This is a genomic window from Mesorhizobium sp. M1409 (assembly GCF_040317535.1).
In the GTDB taxonomy this organism is placed as follows: Bacteria; Pseudomonadota; Alphaproteobacteria; order Rhizobiales; family Rhizobiaceae; genus Mesorhizobium.
In genome coordinates, this window is record NZ_JAMYKV010000063.1 from 14,902 (window position 1) to 29,856 (window position 14,955).

Sequence of the window (14,955 nt, forward strand, 5' to 3'; positions counted from 1 at the left end):
CTGACCATGCAGCCTCACCTCCGGCTCCACGGGGCGCCGGACTTCCCTTCAATCCGCCGATCGTCCACTGCCCGCGTCTTGTCGCGCGAGCGGTCGGCTCGGCCATTCTGGAAGCAAAGCCATGACCGACCATCCAGCTTTCCGCAAAGTCCGCGAGGGGATCGCCAGCCGCGAACAGATGTTTCAGCTGTTCGACAGGCATCGCCATACGCCCGGCATCGATCCTTTGTCGGGCACTCCCTATGCCGGCGAATGGTTCGAGATAACAGCCTCGACATACCATTTCATGCTCGGCCTCTTGCCGCCGCTTTTCATGCGCACCGGCATGTTTGGAATGTCCGAATACAAGGCCGGGTACGTCACCAGCGTCTTTTTTGCGGTCAGGATCCGTACTCGTGAACGCTGGTTCCATGGCTTCTGCGATCTTTCCGACAAGCGCAGCCCGGACGCCATGCGCGCAGCCATCATCGCTCATGAAACAGGGGCCGCCGACAGCATGACACGTGAGGAGAAGCTCGAAGCGATCTGGAACGCTACGCATCCCGACCTCAAGGGCATTGCCGGCAATGTGGATCCCGATGCCTGGCCGGCCGAACACCGAGGCAAGCCCACCATTCTCGTCAACGCCGGTGCGCAAGGCACTGTCCTCAAGCTTCTTGAGAACCTCTCCGATAAGGAGATCGATGAACTCTTATCGGTCTCGCTACCGCTCCGAAACTCACGCAGGGGAGGTGATGATGCGGACCGTTCGTAAGCCCCCTTGTCGGCAGCGAAACCTCCGCGCGAGGCGCACTCCGCTTACTCGGCCGAAATGGGCGCTCCGGATCGGCATCGCCACCGGCGAACGCCACCCGGTGCGCCGACAGTCGCCGACCTCGCTTGCTTCGGTCGAGGCAGCGGCCGAACGGCTTGCAAATGTTCCGACCCGAAAGGCTGCCCGACGCCGCACGACGGTCGCGCGAGACGGGGAAGGCTGAATTCTGCGCCCGGTTCGATCAGCAGGCTAGGCAGCTGCAATCGACGAAATCGGCATTACCACTAATAATGTCGACCGCATCAAAGGTGGTTAGTCAGCGGCTCGCGGCGCAGTAGCAAAACCCTTTCGGAACGGCACGGCTTCCGCAACCGGGTGCGAGCATTCGGCCACCGCGACGGCCTCGATCAACAGATCCAGAGCCTGCCTTGCCTCTACCCTCGTGTGGACAGTGCCCTGGAGATAGTAACAGGCACGCTCTAGATGGATACGGGCAGCTGATAAGTCGCTGGTCACCGCTCGCTCCGTCATTGCCGCCCACAGCTTTCGTGCCATGCAGGGGCTAATGGGGTGCAAATATCCACAGATGCATTTTAAGCAAATGTTAGCTAAGCCGCATATAACCCGCATTTCGCAAGGCACCGATGAAAAGGCTGGCATGGCCTGCGATATCCGTCTTTGCCTGCGTCGACAGTGGCTGGCTGGTCCAGGCCTCCAATGGCCCGATGAAGCTTGAGAAAGCACCGTTTATCAGGCAATGACGGGTCACGAGCCCTTGCTTCTCCAGAGCCAGAACGCCCGTTTGATCGCTTTGGTATCTTATGGCTGCGACCCGCTGGATCGCCGCATCACCATCGATCCGGACGTCGAAAAGCAGGGCGCCGCGGCTTATGGCGGCTATTTTCTCCGCCTTTTCGCTGAAGCTGATCGGTAGCGCGCGGACGCTTTCGACCGCCATCTGGAAAACCACCGCATCCAATTCATCCGCCGCCATAAGAGAAATTGCCCGCAAAAGAACGGCAATTGCAATCGGCTTGCGCAAAATGTCGGACGACGCCAGCGGGCCGCCGCTTATAAGTCGAACGATCAATATTTCGGTGCCTTGCTCGAACGAAGTCGCTTGGACGCGCGGTCAAAACGGTTGTTAGAAGACGAACTGGTTCAAACGTCGCTTGCCCGTCGATGGCCTTGTCCGGTAAGGCTCGCCGGGAAATGTGGGGCGAGGACCAATAGATCCGTAGCTTCACCATGCGACGACACATCGACTGACCCAAGTCGTTCTCACCAAGGAAGAGACAATGAAGCATCAGACCCGTCCATTTGTCGTGGAGGTCAAACAGAAGCGGCGCAATTCCAAGCAGAGCCACTCGATCTGGGGCGACGTCGACCTGTCCGGAATTGTCGCTGAAACGACGAGAGTGTCTGAGAAGGAGATGGAATTGCCAGATCGACAGCTTATTGACTCTGACGTGGCACCCATTGATGTTGAGGATGGGTATAAACCGCCAGCGGAGCACCTTATGGCCGAATCCCGGGGAATTGAATCAGTGCAGACCACCATCGAATTGCCTGCGAAAGCAGAAACAGTTGAAGTAAAGAAGAGGGCATCGAAAGCAGCCAAGGCCCAGCCAAAAGCTTCTGCGCGAAAGGCGGCCATCAAGTCCGCGCCTGCAGCAACTGACCCTCCCGCGACAGTTCGCAAGGCGCGCAAGATCTACTCCGTGAAGGAACGCGGCCAATTGCTCAGCCAGATCGAGAAGTTGATTGGTGGCGGCGCCAGCATCAAGAGCGCCACAGGTCAGGCCGGTATTTCGGAGCAGACCTATTATCAGTGGAAGAAGGTTGCAGCGCCAGCCGCAGACAGCGGCGATCTCCGCGATCTTGTCGCGCTCGAAGAAGAAAACAAGCGCCTCAAGAATCTGCTTGCCGACCGACTGCGCAAGGAAAATGCCGAGCTCAAGAAGAAGCTGGGCCTTGCGTAAGACATACTGAAGCATCGCCGGAAATTCCGCCGAAGCTCAGAGCGGCAGCGGCGGCATATCGCCTTCGCCGACCCGCCACACCCAAGAGCCGATCTCCGGACGCGTGGCGATCATTTTGTTGAGCGACGTTTCGAAGCTCTCGTCTGCTCCTGCCGGAACGACAAAGAGCGCGATCGGCTCGTCCCTGTTCAGAAGCAACGCGTTGGCGATCGGCTGGTCGGGTTGCAGGTCATAGCGCAATCCCTTCACGCTCTTCTCGCGAAGACGGGAAAGCCCATTGACGAGCCTTTTCTCCGGGACCGTCTCATAAGGAATCCAGTTCTCGGACACCACCATCAACGCGATTTCTTCGACAGTGGCGATGCCGGCCGGGTTCAGTCCGAAGGTTGCGATCGATATGAGATGTGAGCTCGAATCCGCTTCCCACAGCGACAACTCCTTCTCGAAACGTGTCTGCAAACGCCGATGCAATGCATCGTCGATCATGAAGGGGAAGCCGGGCAGGTGCCTGATGACGATTTTCTGAGCGGAGCGGGCGGGCACGATCTCCTTCACCTCGCCAACCAGGACGAGCAACTTTCGGGGACCGGATTTCGGCGGCAGCGCCATGCCGAGAACCGCGTTGCGGCGATGTTCGATCGCTTGCCTGTTCTCGGCGCGAAATGGCTCGGGCACAAACAGGATATCCGCGAGCGGTCCGCCCCTCACCGTCATTTGCCCCGCAGCATCAAGAAGGTGCCAGCGGACATTCCACCAATGTCGCTTGCCGGCCCATCGGGATGTCCAGACCGTCAATTCGGCCTCGTGCCAGAGATAATGAAGGAGGCCACGCAGCGACATCCTCCTGGGGTCTCCGGTTACAGTCGCGGAGCTCTCGCCAACAGGCACGGACGCTGCCCGGCTCCCCGTCTTGGACAGGCTGAAATCGAGCTTTAGCGCCGCCATGCCACTTTGCGGATCGAGCTGTATCGCGTTGCCCATCAGCGCGCCCAGCCCGGACAGTTCGTAAGGGGATTCATAGGAATCACAGGATGGATCATGCCCGCCGCCGCTCAGCGGCATGCGCTTGATCAGATGAAGGTCGCCGATGCGGGCGATGTACATCGGGCAGCCCGGCTCGCGGCACAGGCATAGCGGACGCTCGGTGCGGGCATAGGCGTTCGCCAGCGCCGCCTGAGGCGCTCCCTCCTCGTAGACCGCACGACCAATTCTGAACCGTCGCATCTCCTCCGCAGCTCCAGGTCGCCGCCGCATCCCTGTCCGCGCATTGAGTCACGACTTTGCACAGAGCGCAACCCGTGTGGACCGGCGCCAGAGGCAGAGGGGGAGCCGGAGAAGTGCGGCCCGGCTGGCGCGGAGAGAGTGCCGCCGCGGGCGCCACTCCCCTCTCGCAAAGGACATCGCCATGAACATTGTTTCGACCACATCCACCGTTGCCCGGACGGCTGCTTCCCTCGCCGCGCCGGCACAAGACGCCATCGCCCAGGCGATCCACCAGGCGGCAATGCGGCTTTTGCCTTTCGTCGAACAGGGCAAGGCTGTCACCACCGCCGCACTGCGCACCGCCATGATGGACAGCTTCGGCGGCAGCGATGCACAAGGGTTCTGGGTCTGGAAGGACGCCTATGAGGCGCTCGAAGTCGCCCAGGTGCTGTTTCTGCGCCGGTTCGGCCCTGCGGTTCTGTCCCGGTCCACCACGCCGCAGGCAACGCTGGCGATGATGAAACGCATCGCCGAAATTCTTCCGACCCACACACGGCGCTCCGATGAGAGCCAAGCCATGCAGCAGCTCTCCACGCCCTTGCCGCTGGCCTTCGTCACAGCGCACGCTGCGGCGATCGCATCTTGCGACCTCGTGCTCGAACCCTCGGCCGGCACCGGTCTGCTCGCCGTCCATGCCGAGATGGCGCGCGCCTCGATCGCCCTCAACGAGCTTGCCGGCACGCGGGCCGATCTCCTCGGCCTGCTGTTTCCCCGATTCCCCGTCTCACGGCACGACGCTGCGAATATCGACGATCATCTCGATGCTGCGATCAAGCCGTCCGTCGTCTTGATGAATCCGCCCTTCACCGTCGGCGCCCATGTCGACGGCCACGTCGCCGATGCGGCATGGCGGCACCTCTCCTCCGCATTCGCACGCCTGCGTCCAGGCGGACGCCTCGTTGCCGTGACCGGCACCGGGTTGTCTCCCGAAAACCCCAAATGGCGGCCCGCCTTCGAGCGGCTGCAGCAGCAGGGCACCGTCATCTTCACCGCAGCGATCGACGGCCGTGTCTACGCCCGCCATGGGACGACAGCCGAGACCCGCCTGACAATTATCGACAAGGTACCGGTCGCCGACCCGACCGACTTCGTCCGGTCGCCCGGCAAGGCCAAGGATGTCGAGAAGCTGCTCTCCTGGATCACGGATCTGCCGCCCCGGACACCGGGCGGCTTTCCGGACTCGATCGGTGCATTGTCCAGTGGCATCGTGCGCAATGCCGCCATGCACATGGGTGCCCGATCGGGAGCGAGAGCCGCCCTCCTCGGTGTCTCAACGGCTGCTCCGAAGGCCATCCAATCGGTCCGCCCGACTGCGCGGGCAAAGCCCGCCCGCCAGGTCATGGCAAACAGCACGCCGGCTGTCCCCCTCGCCTATGAACTGCGCGACTGGATGCCGGAGGAGGGCGGTCGCATCACCGATACGATCTACGAGCCCTACGCGCTCCAGTCGATCGACATTCCCCGCGCCAAGCCGCATCCGACGCCACTCGTCCAGTCGGCCGCAATGGCCGCCGTCGCACCGCCGAAGCCTTCCTATCGGCCGCTTCTTCCTGATGCGATCATCGACGAGGGCCTGCTATCGGACGCCCAGCTCGAAAGCGTCATCTATGCTGGCGAAGCCCATTGCGGCCATCTCACCGGCGCCTGGACGGTTGACGGGACCTGCGATGTCGTCTCGGCCGCGCCAGAAGGTGCTGCGAACGCTGTGCGCTTCCGCCGTGGATGGTTTTTGGGTGACGGAACCGGCTGCGGCAAGGGACGGCAAGTCGCCGGCATCATCCTCGACAACTGGCTGCAGGGCCGCCGCCGTGCGATCTGGATTTCCAAGTCCGACAAATTGCTGGAAGACGCCCAGCGCGATTGGGCAGCACTCGGCCAGGAAAAACTCCTCGTCCAGCCGCTCTCACGCTATCGGCAGGGCACACCGATCGGCCTTGCCGAAGGCATCCTGTTCACGACCTACGCAACGCTCCGCTCGCAGGAACGGGAGGGCAAGAAATCCCGGATCGCCCAGATCCTCGACTGGGTCGGACAAGAGACGAGGAGGGACGAAGGCCCGACGGGGAACGGGGAAAACTCGGCGGGAAGGATCGAAAGCCAGACGAGGATTAAAGAAAGCCAGACAGGGATTGGAGAGAACCCGTCGGGACCCAAAAAATCTTTCGATGGCGTCATCGTCTTCGACGAGGCTCACGCCAGGGCCAACGCCGCTGGCGGCAAAAGCGAGCGTGGCGACGTCGCGCCCTCGCAACAAGGCAAGGCGGGCTTGCGGCTGCAGCACGCGCTGCCCGACGCCCGCGTCGTCTACGTCTCGGCGACCGGTGCGACCGCCGTCGAGAACCTCGCTTATGCGCAGCGCCTCGGCATCTGGGGCAGCGAGGATTTTCCATTCGCCAACCGCGCCGAATTCGTCGCCGCGATCGAGGACGGTGGAGTGGCTGCGATGGAAGTGCTCGCCCGCGACCTCAAGTCGCTCGGCCTCTATACGGCGCGCTCGCTCTCTTATGACGGTGTCGAATATGACCTCCTCGAGCATGAGCTGAGCGAGGAGCAGATCCGTATCTACAACGCCTATGCCGATGCATTCCAGGTCATTCACAACAACCTGACCGCCGCACTCGAGGCGACCAACATCACCAGCGAGGCCGGCACGCTGAACCGCAACGCCAAATCGGCGGCGCGCTCGGCCTTCGAGAGCACCAAGCAGCGTTTCTTCAGTCATCTCATCACCTCGATGATGACGCCGACCCTGATCGGCGCGATCGAGCAGGACCGTGTCGACGGGCATGCGGCAGTCGTTCAGATCGTTTCGACCGGCGAGGCGCTGATGGAACGACGCCTTGCCGAGATCCCGACCGAGGAATGGTCGGACCTGCATGTCGATGTGACGCCGCGCGAGCATGTCGGCGGGTATTTGATGCACTCCTTCCCGACCCAGTTGTTCGAGGAATATTCGGATGCGGAAGGCAACCTCTATTCGCGGCCCATTCACGACGAAGATGGCAACCCGGTCCAGTGCCGCGAGGCGGTTCGCCGGCGCGACGAGTTGATCGAGCGGCTTGCGTCGTTGCCACCGGTCGGCAGCGCCCTTGACCAGATCATCCATCATTTTGGCACCGACACCGTTGCCGAGGTGACCGGCCGCTCGCGCCGCATCGTGAAGAAGACCGGCCGCGACGGCATTGATCGGTTGGCCGTGGAAAACCGCCCTGGCTCGGCCAATCTCGCCGAGACGCAGGCGTTCATGGATGACGACAAGAGCGTTCTGATCTTTTCCGACGCCGGCGGGACAGGTCGCTCCTATCACGCCGATCTCGGGGTCAGGAACCAGAGGCTGCGCAAACACTATCTGCTCGAAGCCGGCTGGCGCGCCGACAACGCCATCCAGGGACTCGGCCGGACGCACCGTACCAATCAGAAGCAACCGCCCTTGTTCCGGCCCATGGCCGCCAATGTGAAGGCCGGCAAACGCTTCCTGTCGACGATCGCGCGGCGGCTCGACACGCTGGGCGCGATCACGCGCGGCCAGCGCCAGACCGGCGGGGCAGGGCTGTTCCGCTCCGAGGACAATCTGGAAAGCCCCTATGCCCGTGCTGCCCTGCGCCAGTTCTATCTTCTGTTGCACCAAGGCAAGATCGAGGGCTGCTCGCTGACGACCTTCGAGACCGTGACTGGGCTGTCGCTGACGACTGACGAGGGTGGGTTGCGTGACGAACTGCCGCCGATCACGACCTGGCTCAACCGCCTGCTGGCGCTGCGCATCGAGACCCAGAACCTGCTGTTCGAAGTGTTCGAGCAACTGATGACGGCGAAGGTTGAGGGCGCGATCGCCGCCGGAAACTATGACAAGGGACTGGAGACGATCACGGCGGAGAGCATCGTCGTCACCGATCGCCGCGCCGTCTACGCGCACCCGGTCTCGGGCGCGCAGTCGCATGTGCTGACCGTCGCGCGCAAGGACCGTACCCGACCGCTCGGCCTCGTCGACGCGCTGGCCATCGTCCGGGCCGAGGCGCAAGCGATCCTGTTGGTCAACACGCGGTCGAGCCGTGCGGCGATCCGGCTGCCGACGGCGAGCGTGATGCTCGACGACGGGACCGTCGAGTATCGCGTGCGCTTGCTGCGGCCAACGAACGAGGTGCGCTTCGGTCTCGACGCGCTTGCCGAAACCCACTGGCAGCCGACCGACCGAAAATTGTTCTGCGACCTGTGGCAGGCAGAAGTCGCCGCCGTCCCGGAGTTTACCACCAGCACCTTTCACATCGTGACGGGTTTGCTATTGCCCATCTGGCGTCGGCTGCCAGATCATGATTGTCAGGTCTACCGGATCCAGACCGATGCCGGCGAACGCATCATCGGCCGCCACATCGCGCCGACTCTGGTCGCGACCATGTTCCGCAATCTGGGGCTCGACGATGTACCCAAGCTCGCACCGGACGAGGCCTGGACCGGGCTTGTCGAGGGGCGGATCGGACTGCAGCTTGCCGATAGGCTGATTCTGCGCCGCAGCCGCGTCATGAACGACTACCGTGTCGAATTGATCGGCTTCACCGACGCCATGGTTCCGCGGCTGAAGGCGCTGGGGCTGATCGCCGAAATAATCTCCTGGAAGCTCCGGCTGTTCATCCCAACGGCCGCGCAAGGATCCGCCATCCTCGCCGCGCTCCTCGATCGCCATACGCTGGTTGAGGTCACCGACCGTACCTCGGCGGTTTGAGGGGAGGCGATCATGACCGCCTCGGCCTCCGAGCTGGCGCGCCGCCTTGGCGAACACGCCGAGGCGGTGTGCCGCGAATATCTCTGCAACGGCCATCGCTCCGGCAACTACTGGATTGTCGGCGATATCCGCAACACGCGCGGCCGTTCCATGCATGTGCGGCTGAGGGCAAACGCTAGGGGCCCGGCGGGTAGGTGGGTCGACGAGGCGACGTCTGAATTCGGCGATCTGCTCGATGTCATCCGTGAAAATTGCGGCCTCGTCGAGTTCCGTGACATCGCAGATGAAGCGCGTCGCTTTCTCTCCATGCCGCTGCCACCGCCCCAGCACCAGTCTCAGCCCTTTGGCGCGCAGTGCCAGCCAGCCGCGAAACGCGGCTCCCCTGAGGCCGCGCGTCGCCTGTTCGCCATGTCCCAGCCGATCGCCGGCACGCTGGCCGAACGCTATCTTGCCGGTCGCGGCATTCTGCTTTCGACGCATGAGCGTGCCGTGCGCTTCCATCCCGACTGCTACTACAGGAATCTCGTTACGGGCGAGATGCATACACTTCCTGCGCTGATTGCCGCCGTGACCAATCTCGATGGGCAGATCACCGGCCTGCAACGCACCTGGCTTGATCCTTCGGGTCAAGGCAAGGCGCTACTCGCGGATCCACGCCGCTCGCTGGGGGATCTCCTTGGCAACCCAATCTGGCTAGGTCACCAACCCGGTGCGCCCGTACCGATCATGGCCGCGGGCGAGGGCCTCGAGACGATGGCCTCGCTACGGACTGTGATGCCGGCGCTGCCGGTGGCCGCGGCTACCTCGGCCAATCACCTCGCCGGCCTGAACTTCCCACCTGGCTGCCGTCGCCTCTACATCGCGGCCGATGCCGACGCCGCCGGCCGGCACGGCATCGAGCGTCTCAGCCAGCGCGCGGGCGAGTCAGGGGTCCTCGCCCTGGTGTTGCGGCCGCAGCTCGGCGATTTCAACGACGATCTGCGTCATCTCGGCCCGGCCCACCTCGCAGCACGGCTACATGATCAGCTCGTCCCGGAGGATGCCCGTCTCTTCCTGTCGGCCGGATGAACGGGCGGGGCGAGTAGCCGGGCAGGGGCGGTGTCGCCGGATAGCCTGCAGACATAGCGGCGCTCCACCAGAGAGGCCGCGCCCGCGGCCTGCCTGAGAGGCGACCCCTGCCATCCCCCGGTCACGGCCGCAACGGCTGCGCCGTCCGCCGCTCGCGCTCCGGCCTTCGGTGCGGCCGCGCCCGGGGCGCGGCCGGGATGCGCTGTCAGGCCGCGATGGGCGCGGCCACAACCGACGGAGACACGCCATGACCTACGAGCTTCCTTTCGACGACGCCTACGAGCCCTTCCACGCCTCCTCGCCTACCGACCGCGTCATCCTCGAACTGCAGATGTACGGCCATCGCCCGCATCAGGACGAACCCGATCCCCGGTCACTTCCCGACGACGAAGTGATCCGGGCTGGCCTCGCCGGTATCGTCGAGACGTTCGCCGGTATGCTCGGCGACACCAGGCTCGAGCCCGATCTTGACGACCTGCTCTGGTCCTTCGCAAACCTCTTCCACCGCGCCGCCGAGCGCGTCGCCCGGAGCCTCGACCGCAACGAGGAGGCGCAGCGCTCGAGCCAGCAGGAGCAGGACGGCTCGGAGGTGAAGTCCGTCGAGCTGGAGCGGCTCACTGCCGAGGGCATCACTTATATAGAGCGCCGCAACGTGCTCGAAATCATGCGCGATGAGGCCGCCGACCTCTACGAGGCACAAACCGGATCGGCATGGCGGCCGCGCACCGGCTCCAAGGTCAGCCACCAGGCGATGACCGCTTCGGTGATCGACTCCAGAGACTTCCTCGTCGCCCGCCGTCGCGCCGAAACCGAGGTGCTCGTTCCAGCCGGGACCAAGATCGCCTTCGCCGGCGGCCTCGACTGCAACGATCACGACCGGATCTGGGACGCGCTCGACAAGGCTCGCGAGAAGCATCCCGACATGGTTCTGCTCCACGGCGGCAGCCCGCGCGGCGCCGAGCGCATCGCCGCTTGCTGGGCCGAGAACCGCAAGGTCACCCAAATCGCCTTCAAGCCGGACTGGAACCGGCACGCCAAGGCGGCTCCGTTCCGCCGCAACGACCAGCTTCTCTCCGTGGTGCCCTACGGCCTGATCGTCTTTCCCGGCTCCGGCATTACCGACAACCTTGCCGACAAGGCGCGTCGGCTCGGCATCCCCGTGTGGCGGTTCGCGGAGGGCGGCGCGTGAGCGCCGTTTTCTTGCAAATCCAGAAAATCCAGATAATATGGAGATTGGTAAGGAGGCCAGCCATGCGCCAGTTCACGACCGGGGATCTCAACAAGCAGGTTGGCGACGTCACCGACGTTGCCAGCCGCGAACCCGTTATTCTCACCAAGCACCGGAAACCCCGGTTCGTGCTGATGAGCTACGAGCACTACGAACGGATGCGCATCGGCGGCGATCCCCGCCGCGCATACCATGTCTCCGAGATGCCAGAGGAACACACGGAACTCTTCGCCGCCGAGATCGACCGACTAGCGCGCGGGGAAGGATACGATGATGAGCGGTAGATTTCTGCCTGGTCAGGTGATCTCCTACCCGTATCTTTGGGCATGGCAACAGGAGCGCGGCGAAACGGAAGGCCGCAAGAGCCGGCCGACCTGCGTGGTCATCGCTGTGCGCGGCGCAAGAGACGGCCTGACCCATCTCGCGCTCCTGGCGATAACCACCCAGCCACCGACCAGCGATCGGGTCGGTTTGGAAGTCTCCGCTATCGAGTGCCGCCGCGCCGGTCTGACCGATCTCAAACGCTGCTGGATCGTGGTTGACGAATACAACTACGATATTGCCGAACGCTCCTGGTACATCGAATCCGACGGTAAGCCCCTCGGTCGTTTCAGCAAGGCATTCATGATGAAGATCGCAGGCGCCTTTATCGAAGCGCGCAGCGAGGGCCGCCGCGTCAGCCGTCTGGATTGACGTTCTCTTTTCGCGGCAGGGAGCATACCTCGGATCGGATCAGTCCGCCGTTTCCGCATGCCTGTACGCCGGTCCCAGGAACAGGAATGGCTTCGTCACGCAAATCCGGTGTCATGCTGCATTTCACCGACGTATGTCCATTCCAGCACAGGAACGCAACCATGGCCGCCACCGTAAATAGGAAGATATCCGTCTCGATGCGGTTTCGCGACGATGATCTCACCATCATCGACCGCGGCGCGGAGCTGCTCGGCGTATCGCGCACGGAGTTCATGCGGCGCGCAGCCCTCCAAAAGGCGCAGGCGGCCATCCTCAACGAAGCCGTCATCCGCGTCTCCCCGGAAGCCTATGACGCCTTCATGCAGGCGATCTCAGCCCCCGCCGCTGCGTCGCCGCCGAAGGCGGCCGTGCGGCTGCGCCGGTCCCCGCCCTGGGACCGCTAGGTGGCGCTTTCAGGCATCGAACTCCTCGACGACGCGCACCGCCTCGACAGCTTCGATTGCGGCAAGCCGGCGCTCGACGCTTGGCAGGCCGGCTTCGCGCGAAGGAACCAGGCCCGCGGTTTTACCCGCGTCCTGGTCGTTCACGACGAGGGAACAGTCGTCGGCTATTACGGCCTCGCGCCGGGCGTGATCCAGCCAAACAGCGCACCGCGCGCTATCCGCACCGGACGCCCGCCCGATCCGATCCCCTGCCTGCTGATCGGACAACTCGCCGTCGACCGCCGCTATACCGGACAAGGCATCGGCAGCGGCCTGGTCAAGGACGCGCTGCATCGCTGCGTCGCCGGCGCCGGCATCGTCGGCGGCCGCGCGGTGGTGGTGCGGGCGATCAACGCCGAGGCCGAGCGCTACTGGCAGAGCTGGGGCTTCATTCCCGCGCGGGACAATCCGTCGGTGCTCATGCGCTCGATCCAGGACGTGAGTCTCTGGCTGGCCGACAAAGGCCAGTAGCTCCGCGCGCGTAACGCCTCCGGCAGCGGCAGGGTCCGGGCGCGCCGGCCTGCGGGCGGCCGGGCTCTCGTCGCGGCCTCCCGCCGCTCGAGCCGGCTTCGCCGTCTCGGCCTTCGGGTGACGATCCCTCGCGCAGGGCCAGGGCGAGAGGGCGGCCGGCGCGGGGCGGGGGACGCGGAGAGAAGGGAAAGTCACCATGTCGATGATATTCATAGGTGGATCACGCGAGATATTCGAGCTGCCGGAACCTGCTATCGCTCGCATCGGCGCAATCGTTGCTGCCGAGGACGGCGTGCTGATTGGCGACGCGCCCGGAGCCGGTGCCGAGGTGCAGGGCCTGCTCGCGGGCTACGGCTACGAGCATGTCGGGGTCTTCCATGCCGGCAAGGAACCCCGCAACAATCTTGGCGACTGGGCTGCCTACCATGTTCCTGCTCCTGAGGGCGCCGAAGGATACTGGGTCCACGCCGCCAAGGACCGGGAGATGGCGCGGCGCGCCGACTTTGGCATGATGGTCTGGGACGGCGCATCACCCGGGACGGCCGTCAACGTGCTTCGGCTCGCCATCGCGAACAAGCCCTGCGTCATTTACGATCTGGCCAGAGGCAGCATGGCGATGACCTACAATGTGCAAGACTGGTGCGCCATGCTCCGCCATGCCGGTCCGGACATTCGCCGCCAAGCCGAAGCGCGCATGACGGCGGACGAGCGTCTGGCGCTGCCAGGATGATGTACGCCCGGTTCCGCCGACAGCCCGGCCGGTCCGATCCGATATGCTTGATCCGACCCCGCGCCGCTTACTCACTTTTATGAACGGCCGGAGCCGGCCCCTTTCGAGACCGGCCCACGCGCAGAGCCGCAGGGCGTTGTGCAGGACAATCATCTTGCCCGTCTCGCATCTGAAGCGGGTGCAGCGTGTCGTACATCCTGGCTTGCTTGGTCATTCAACCTGGCTGCGAGGCATCGCCACCGTGGGGCGTGAAGTTCGCTGCCAGCCGGCTTCGATCTCGAAACCGCTGTGCCGCCATACCGAACGCGCAAGGCGGTTCACGCGCCATGCTGCTGTTCGATGTGTTGGCGATGCCGACGACATGACCCGAGAGGCTGGCGGGGTAAGCCTGTTCCTTCGATCCGGCAGCGTTGCGTCGGCCAAGCGATGGCGGCCTGAGTTCTTTTCCATCTGCCGCATCCGGGGCCATTCCCGTTTCATGTCGCCTTTGTAGACGACCGCCTGCTTTGTGCGGTCAACCCCCGTTGGGGGTACACTCGGCGAAAATTCAGGAAAATTCGATTTCTGTTTTTGTCCGCGGGCAGGCGAAGGGCCTGCCCGCTATTTTTCGGCAAACAGAATTTTCCAGAATTTTCGCCGAGATGACCGCAGCAGGACGGCCCTCTCCTTTGGCGCCATCGGGAATGGTCCCGATGCAACCGAAGGAGAACTACCATGGCCACCACGATCGCAAACCTCACCACCAAGGCCGACGGCTCGATGGAAGGCGTCTTTGCCACGCTCCGGGTCAACGCCCCGATCACCCTCATCCCGAACACCAACAAGTCGCGCGAGGACGCGCCCGACTACCGGATCGTCAACAAGCGCACAGGCTTCGAGATCGGAGCCGGCTGGCACCGCATCTCCCAGCGTTCGGGCGAGGAGTACCTCTCGGTCAAGCTGGAAGCCCCCGAGATCGGCGTGATCTTCGGCAATCTTGCACCCGCCCCGGGCGGCGAGGAGAACAAGAAGGTCATCCTCTGGAACAACCCCCAGTGAGGCATCGGTGGCCGGCCCCGCAAGGGTCGGCTCGCCACCGGCAAAAGGAGGTTGCAATGAGCCGCTACACCATCACCGTCACTGGCACCGCCACCAGACAGGGCCGCTCGGATCCAGACGCTGTCATCGGTTACGACCCGCCGCTTCGGACCTATTTCCTGCAGGCGTTCCCCCACGACGTGACCGACGACCCGGCGCTCTGGCTCGGCACCCACGATCACGCGTTCGAGACGCTGCAAGATCTTCACGACGCAGCCGTCGCTCACGGCTATTGCTTCATGCCACTGCCGGCGGTTGTCGCGGCGAAACTCATCAAAGACAAGGTGCCTGTTGCTAGCCCGGGCGCCCCGCGAAGGAGATCTGGCTGAATTCCTGAAACGCCTCAATGAGCCCGGCTAGGCGAACGCGCCCAAAAGGCCGGCGCCGGGTCGCGCCCGGGCCGGGCGTTTGTTTTGCGAAACCGGGGGGTCTCACACACCCCAGGGTGGTATTAACCAATCCGCCCCCCCCGGGCCACGAGTCCGAGGGG

14 protein-coding genes are annotated in these 14,955 nt (G+C 63.9%); 12 read left to right on the plus strand and 2 right to left on the minus strand.

Annotated features, from left to right (window positions below; translation table 11 throughout):
* The first annotated feature begins 121 nt into the window (after positions 1-121).
* Positions 122-754: a DUF1419 domain-containing protein gene (locus tag NKG99_RS31240; protein WP_352873105.1), complete on the plus strand. Its 633-nt coding sequence runs from the start codon at positions 122-124 to the stop codon at positions 752-754.
* Positions 755-1,358: 604 nt separating this feature from the next.
* Here the strand turns inward: NKG99_RS31240 and NKG99_RS31245 are convergent.
* Positions 1,359-1,748 (minus strand): hypothetical protein, encoded by a 390-nt coding sequence (locus tag NKG99_RS31245; protein ID WP_502911038.1) that lies wholly within the window; start codon positions 1,746-1,748, stop codon positions 1,359-1,361.
* 304 nt (positions 1,749-2,052) lie between these two features.
* On the opposite strand from NKG99_RS31245, the gene NKG99_RS31250 reads away from it, so the two are divergent.
* Positions 2,053-2,736 (plus strand): transposase, encoded by a 684-nt coding sequence (locus tag NKG99_RS31250; RefSeq protein WP_352873108.1) that lies wholly within the window; start codon positions 2,053-2,055, stop codon positions 2,734-2,736.
* A 36-nt stretch (positions 2,737-2,772) separates the two neighbouring features.
* Here the strand turns inward: NKG99_RS31250 and NKG99_RS31255 are convergent, their stop codons facing one another.
* Complete coding sequence (locus tag NKG99_RS31255) at positions 2,773-3,960, minus strand: DUF1173 domain-containing protein (protein WP_352873109.1); 1,188 nt, start codon at positions 3,958-3,960, stop codon at positions 2,773-2,775.
* 181 nt (positions 3,961-4,141) lie between these two features.
* On the opposite strand from NKG99_RS31255, the gene NKG99_RS31260 reads away from it, so the two are divergent.
* The 10 genes from NKG99_RS31260 (at position 4,142) to NKG99_RS31305 (ending at position 14,794) form a co-directional block, all read left to right on the plus strand.
* On the plus strand, positions 4,142-8,716 hold the full coding sequence (locus tag NKG99_RS31260) for a strawberry notch-like NTP hydrolase domain-containing protein (RefSeq protein ID WP_352873110.1): 4,575 nt from the start codon (positions 4,142-4,144) through the stop codon (positions 8,714-8,716).
* A gap of 12 nt (positions 8,717-8,728) precedes the next feature.
* Positions 8,729-9,784: a DUF7146 domain-containing protein gene (locus NKG99_RS31265; protein ID WP_352873111.1), complete on the plus strand. Its 1,056-nt coding sequence runs from the start codon at positions 8,729-8,731 to the stop codon at positions 9,782-9,784.
* Between the two features lie 247 nt (positions 9,785-10,031).
* The gene (locus NKG99_RS31270) at positions 10,032-10,973 is read left to right on the plus strand and encodes a DUF2493 domain-containing protein (protein ID WP_352873113.1); all 942 of its coding nucleotides are present in this window, start codon (positions 10,032-10,034) and stop codon (positions 10,971-10,973) included.
* A gap of 62 nt (positions 10,974-11,035) precedes the next feature.
* Complete coding sequence (locus tag NKG99_RS31275) at positions 11,036-11,296, plus strand: type II toxin-antitoxin system prevent-host-death family antitoxin (RefSeq protein WP_057143280.1); 261 nt, start codon at positions 11,036-11,038, stop codon at positions 11,294-11,296.
* Positions 11,286-11,705 (plus strand): hypothetical protein, encoded by a 420-nt coding sequence (locus NKG99_RS31280; RefSeq protein WP_352873121.1) that lies wholly within the window; start codon positions 11,286-11,288, stop codon positions 11,703-11,705. Before NKG99_RS31275 ends, NKG99_RS31280 begins: the two co-directional genes overlap by 11 nt.
* 86 nt (positions 11,706-11,791) lie before the next feature.
* On the plus strand, positions 11,792-12,148 hold the full coding sequence (locus tag NKG99_RS31285; protein ID WP_352873114.1) for a type II toxin-antitoxin system TacA family antitoxin: 357 nt from the start codon (positions 11,792-11,794) through the stop codon (positions 12,146-12,148).
* On the plus strand, positions 12,149-12,658 hold the full coding sequence (locus NKG99_RS31290; RefSeq protein WP_352873115.1) for a GNAT family N-acetyltransferase: 510 nt from the start codon (positions 12,149-12,151) through the stop codon (positions 12,656-12,658).
* Between the two features lie 196 nt (positions 12,659-12,854).
* Positions 12,855-13,388 (plus strand): hypothetical protein, encoded by a 534-nt coding sequence (locus NKG99_RS31295; RefSeq protein WP_352873117.1) that lies wholly within the window; start codon positions 12,855-12,857, stop codon positions 13,386-13,388.
* A 714-nt stretch (positions 13,389-14,102) separates the two neighbouring features.
* Entirely contained in the window at positions 14,103-14,426 is a 324-nt protein-coding gene (locus NKG99_RS31300) for a DUF736 domain-containing protein (protein WP_006205585.1), read from the plus strand.
* A gap of 56 nt (positions 14,427-14,482) precedes the next feature.
* Complete coding sequence (locus NKG99_RS31305; RefSeq protein ID WP_352873118.1) at positions 14,483-14,794, plus strand: hypothetical protein; 312 nt, start codon at positions 14,483-14,485, stop codon at positions 14,792-14,794.
* Positions 14,795-14,955: the final 161 nt, after the last annotated feature.

What these genes read in the sequence shown, in the direction of transcription:
- NKG99_RS31270 (WP_352873113.1), top strand. Translation starts at nt 10,032, where the DNA reads ATGACCTACGAGCTTCCTTTCGACGACGCCTACGAGCCCTTCCACGCC.
- NKG99_RS31305 (WP_352873118.1), top strand. Translation starts at nt 14,483, where the DNA reads ATGAGCCGCTACACCATCACCGTCACTGGCACCGCCACCAGACAGGGC.
- NKG99_RS31295 (WP_352873117.1), top strand. Translation starts at nt 12,855, where the DNA reads ATGTCGATGATATTCATAGGTGGATCACGCGAGATATTCGAGCTGCCG.
- NKG99_RS31300 (WP_006205585.1), top strand. Translation starts at nt 14,103, where the DNA reads ATGGCCACCACGATCGCAAACCTCACCACCAAGGCCGACGGCTCGATG.
- NKG99_RS31260 (WP_352873110.1), top strand. Translation starts at nt 4,142, where the DNA reads ATGAACATTGTTTCGACCACATCCACCGTTGCCCGGACGGCTGCTTCC.
- NKG99_RS31265 (WP_352873111.1), top strand. Translation starts at nt 8,729, where the DNA reads ATGACCGCCTCGGCCTCCGAGCTGGCGCGCCGCCTTGGCGAACACGCC.
- NKG99_RS31245 (WP_502911038.1), bottom strand. Translation starts at nt 1,748, where the DNA reads ATGGCGGCGGATGAATTGGATGCGGTGGTTTTCCAGATGGCGGTCGAA.
- NKG99_RS31275 (WP_057143280.1), top strand. Translation starts at nt 11,036, where the DNA reads ATGCGCCAGTTCACGACCGGGGATCTCAACAAGCAGGTTGGCGACGTC.
- NKG99_RS31250 (WP_352873108.1), top strand. Translation starts at nt 2,053, where the DNA reads ATGAAGCATCAGACCCGTCCATTTGTCGTGGAGGTCAAACAGAAGCGG.
- NKG99_RS31280 (WP_352873121.1), top strand. Translation starts at nt 11,286, where the DNA reads ATGAGCGGTAGATTTCTGCCTGGTCAGGTGATCTCCTACCCGTATCTT.
- NKG99_RS31255 (WP_352873109.1), bottom strand. Translation starts at nt 3,960, where the DNA reads ATGCGACGGTTCAGAATTGGTCGTGCGGTCTACGAGGAGGGAGCGCCT.
- NKG99_RS31240 (WP_352873105.1), top strand. Translation starts at nt 122, where the DNA reads ATGACCGACCATCCAGCTTTCCGCAAAGTCCGCGAGGGGATCGCCAGC.
- NKG99_RS31285 (WP_352873114.1), top strand. Translation starts at nt 11,792, where the DNA reads ATGGCTTCGTCACGCAAATCCGGTGTCATGCTGCATTTCACCGACGTA.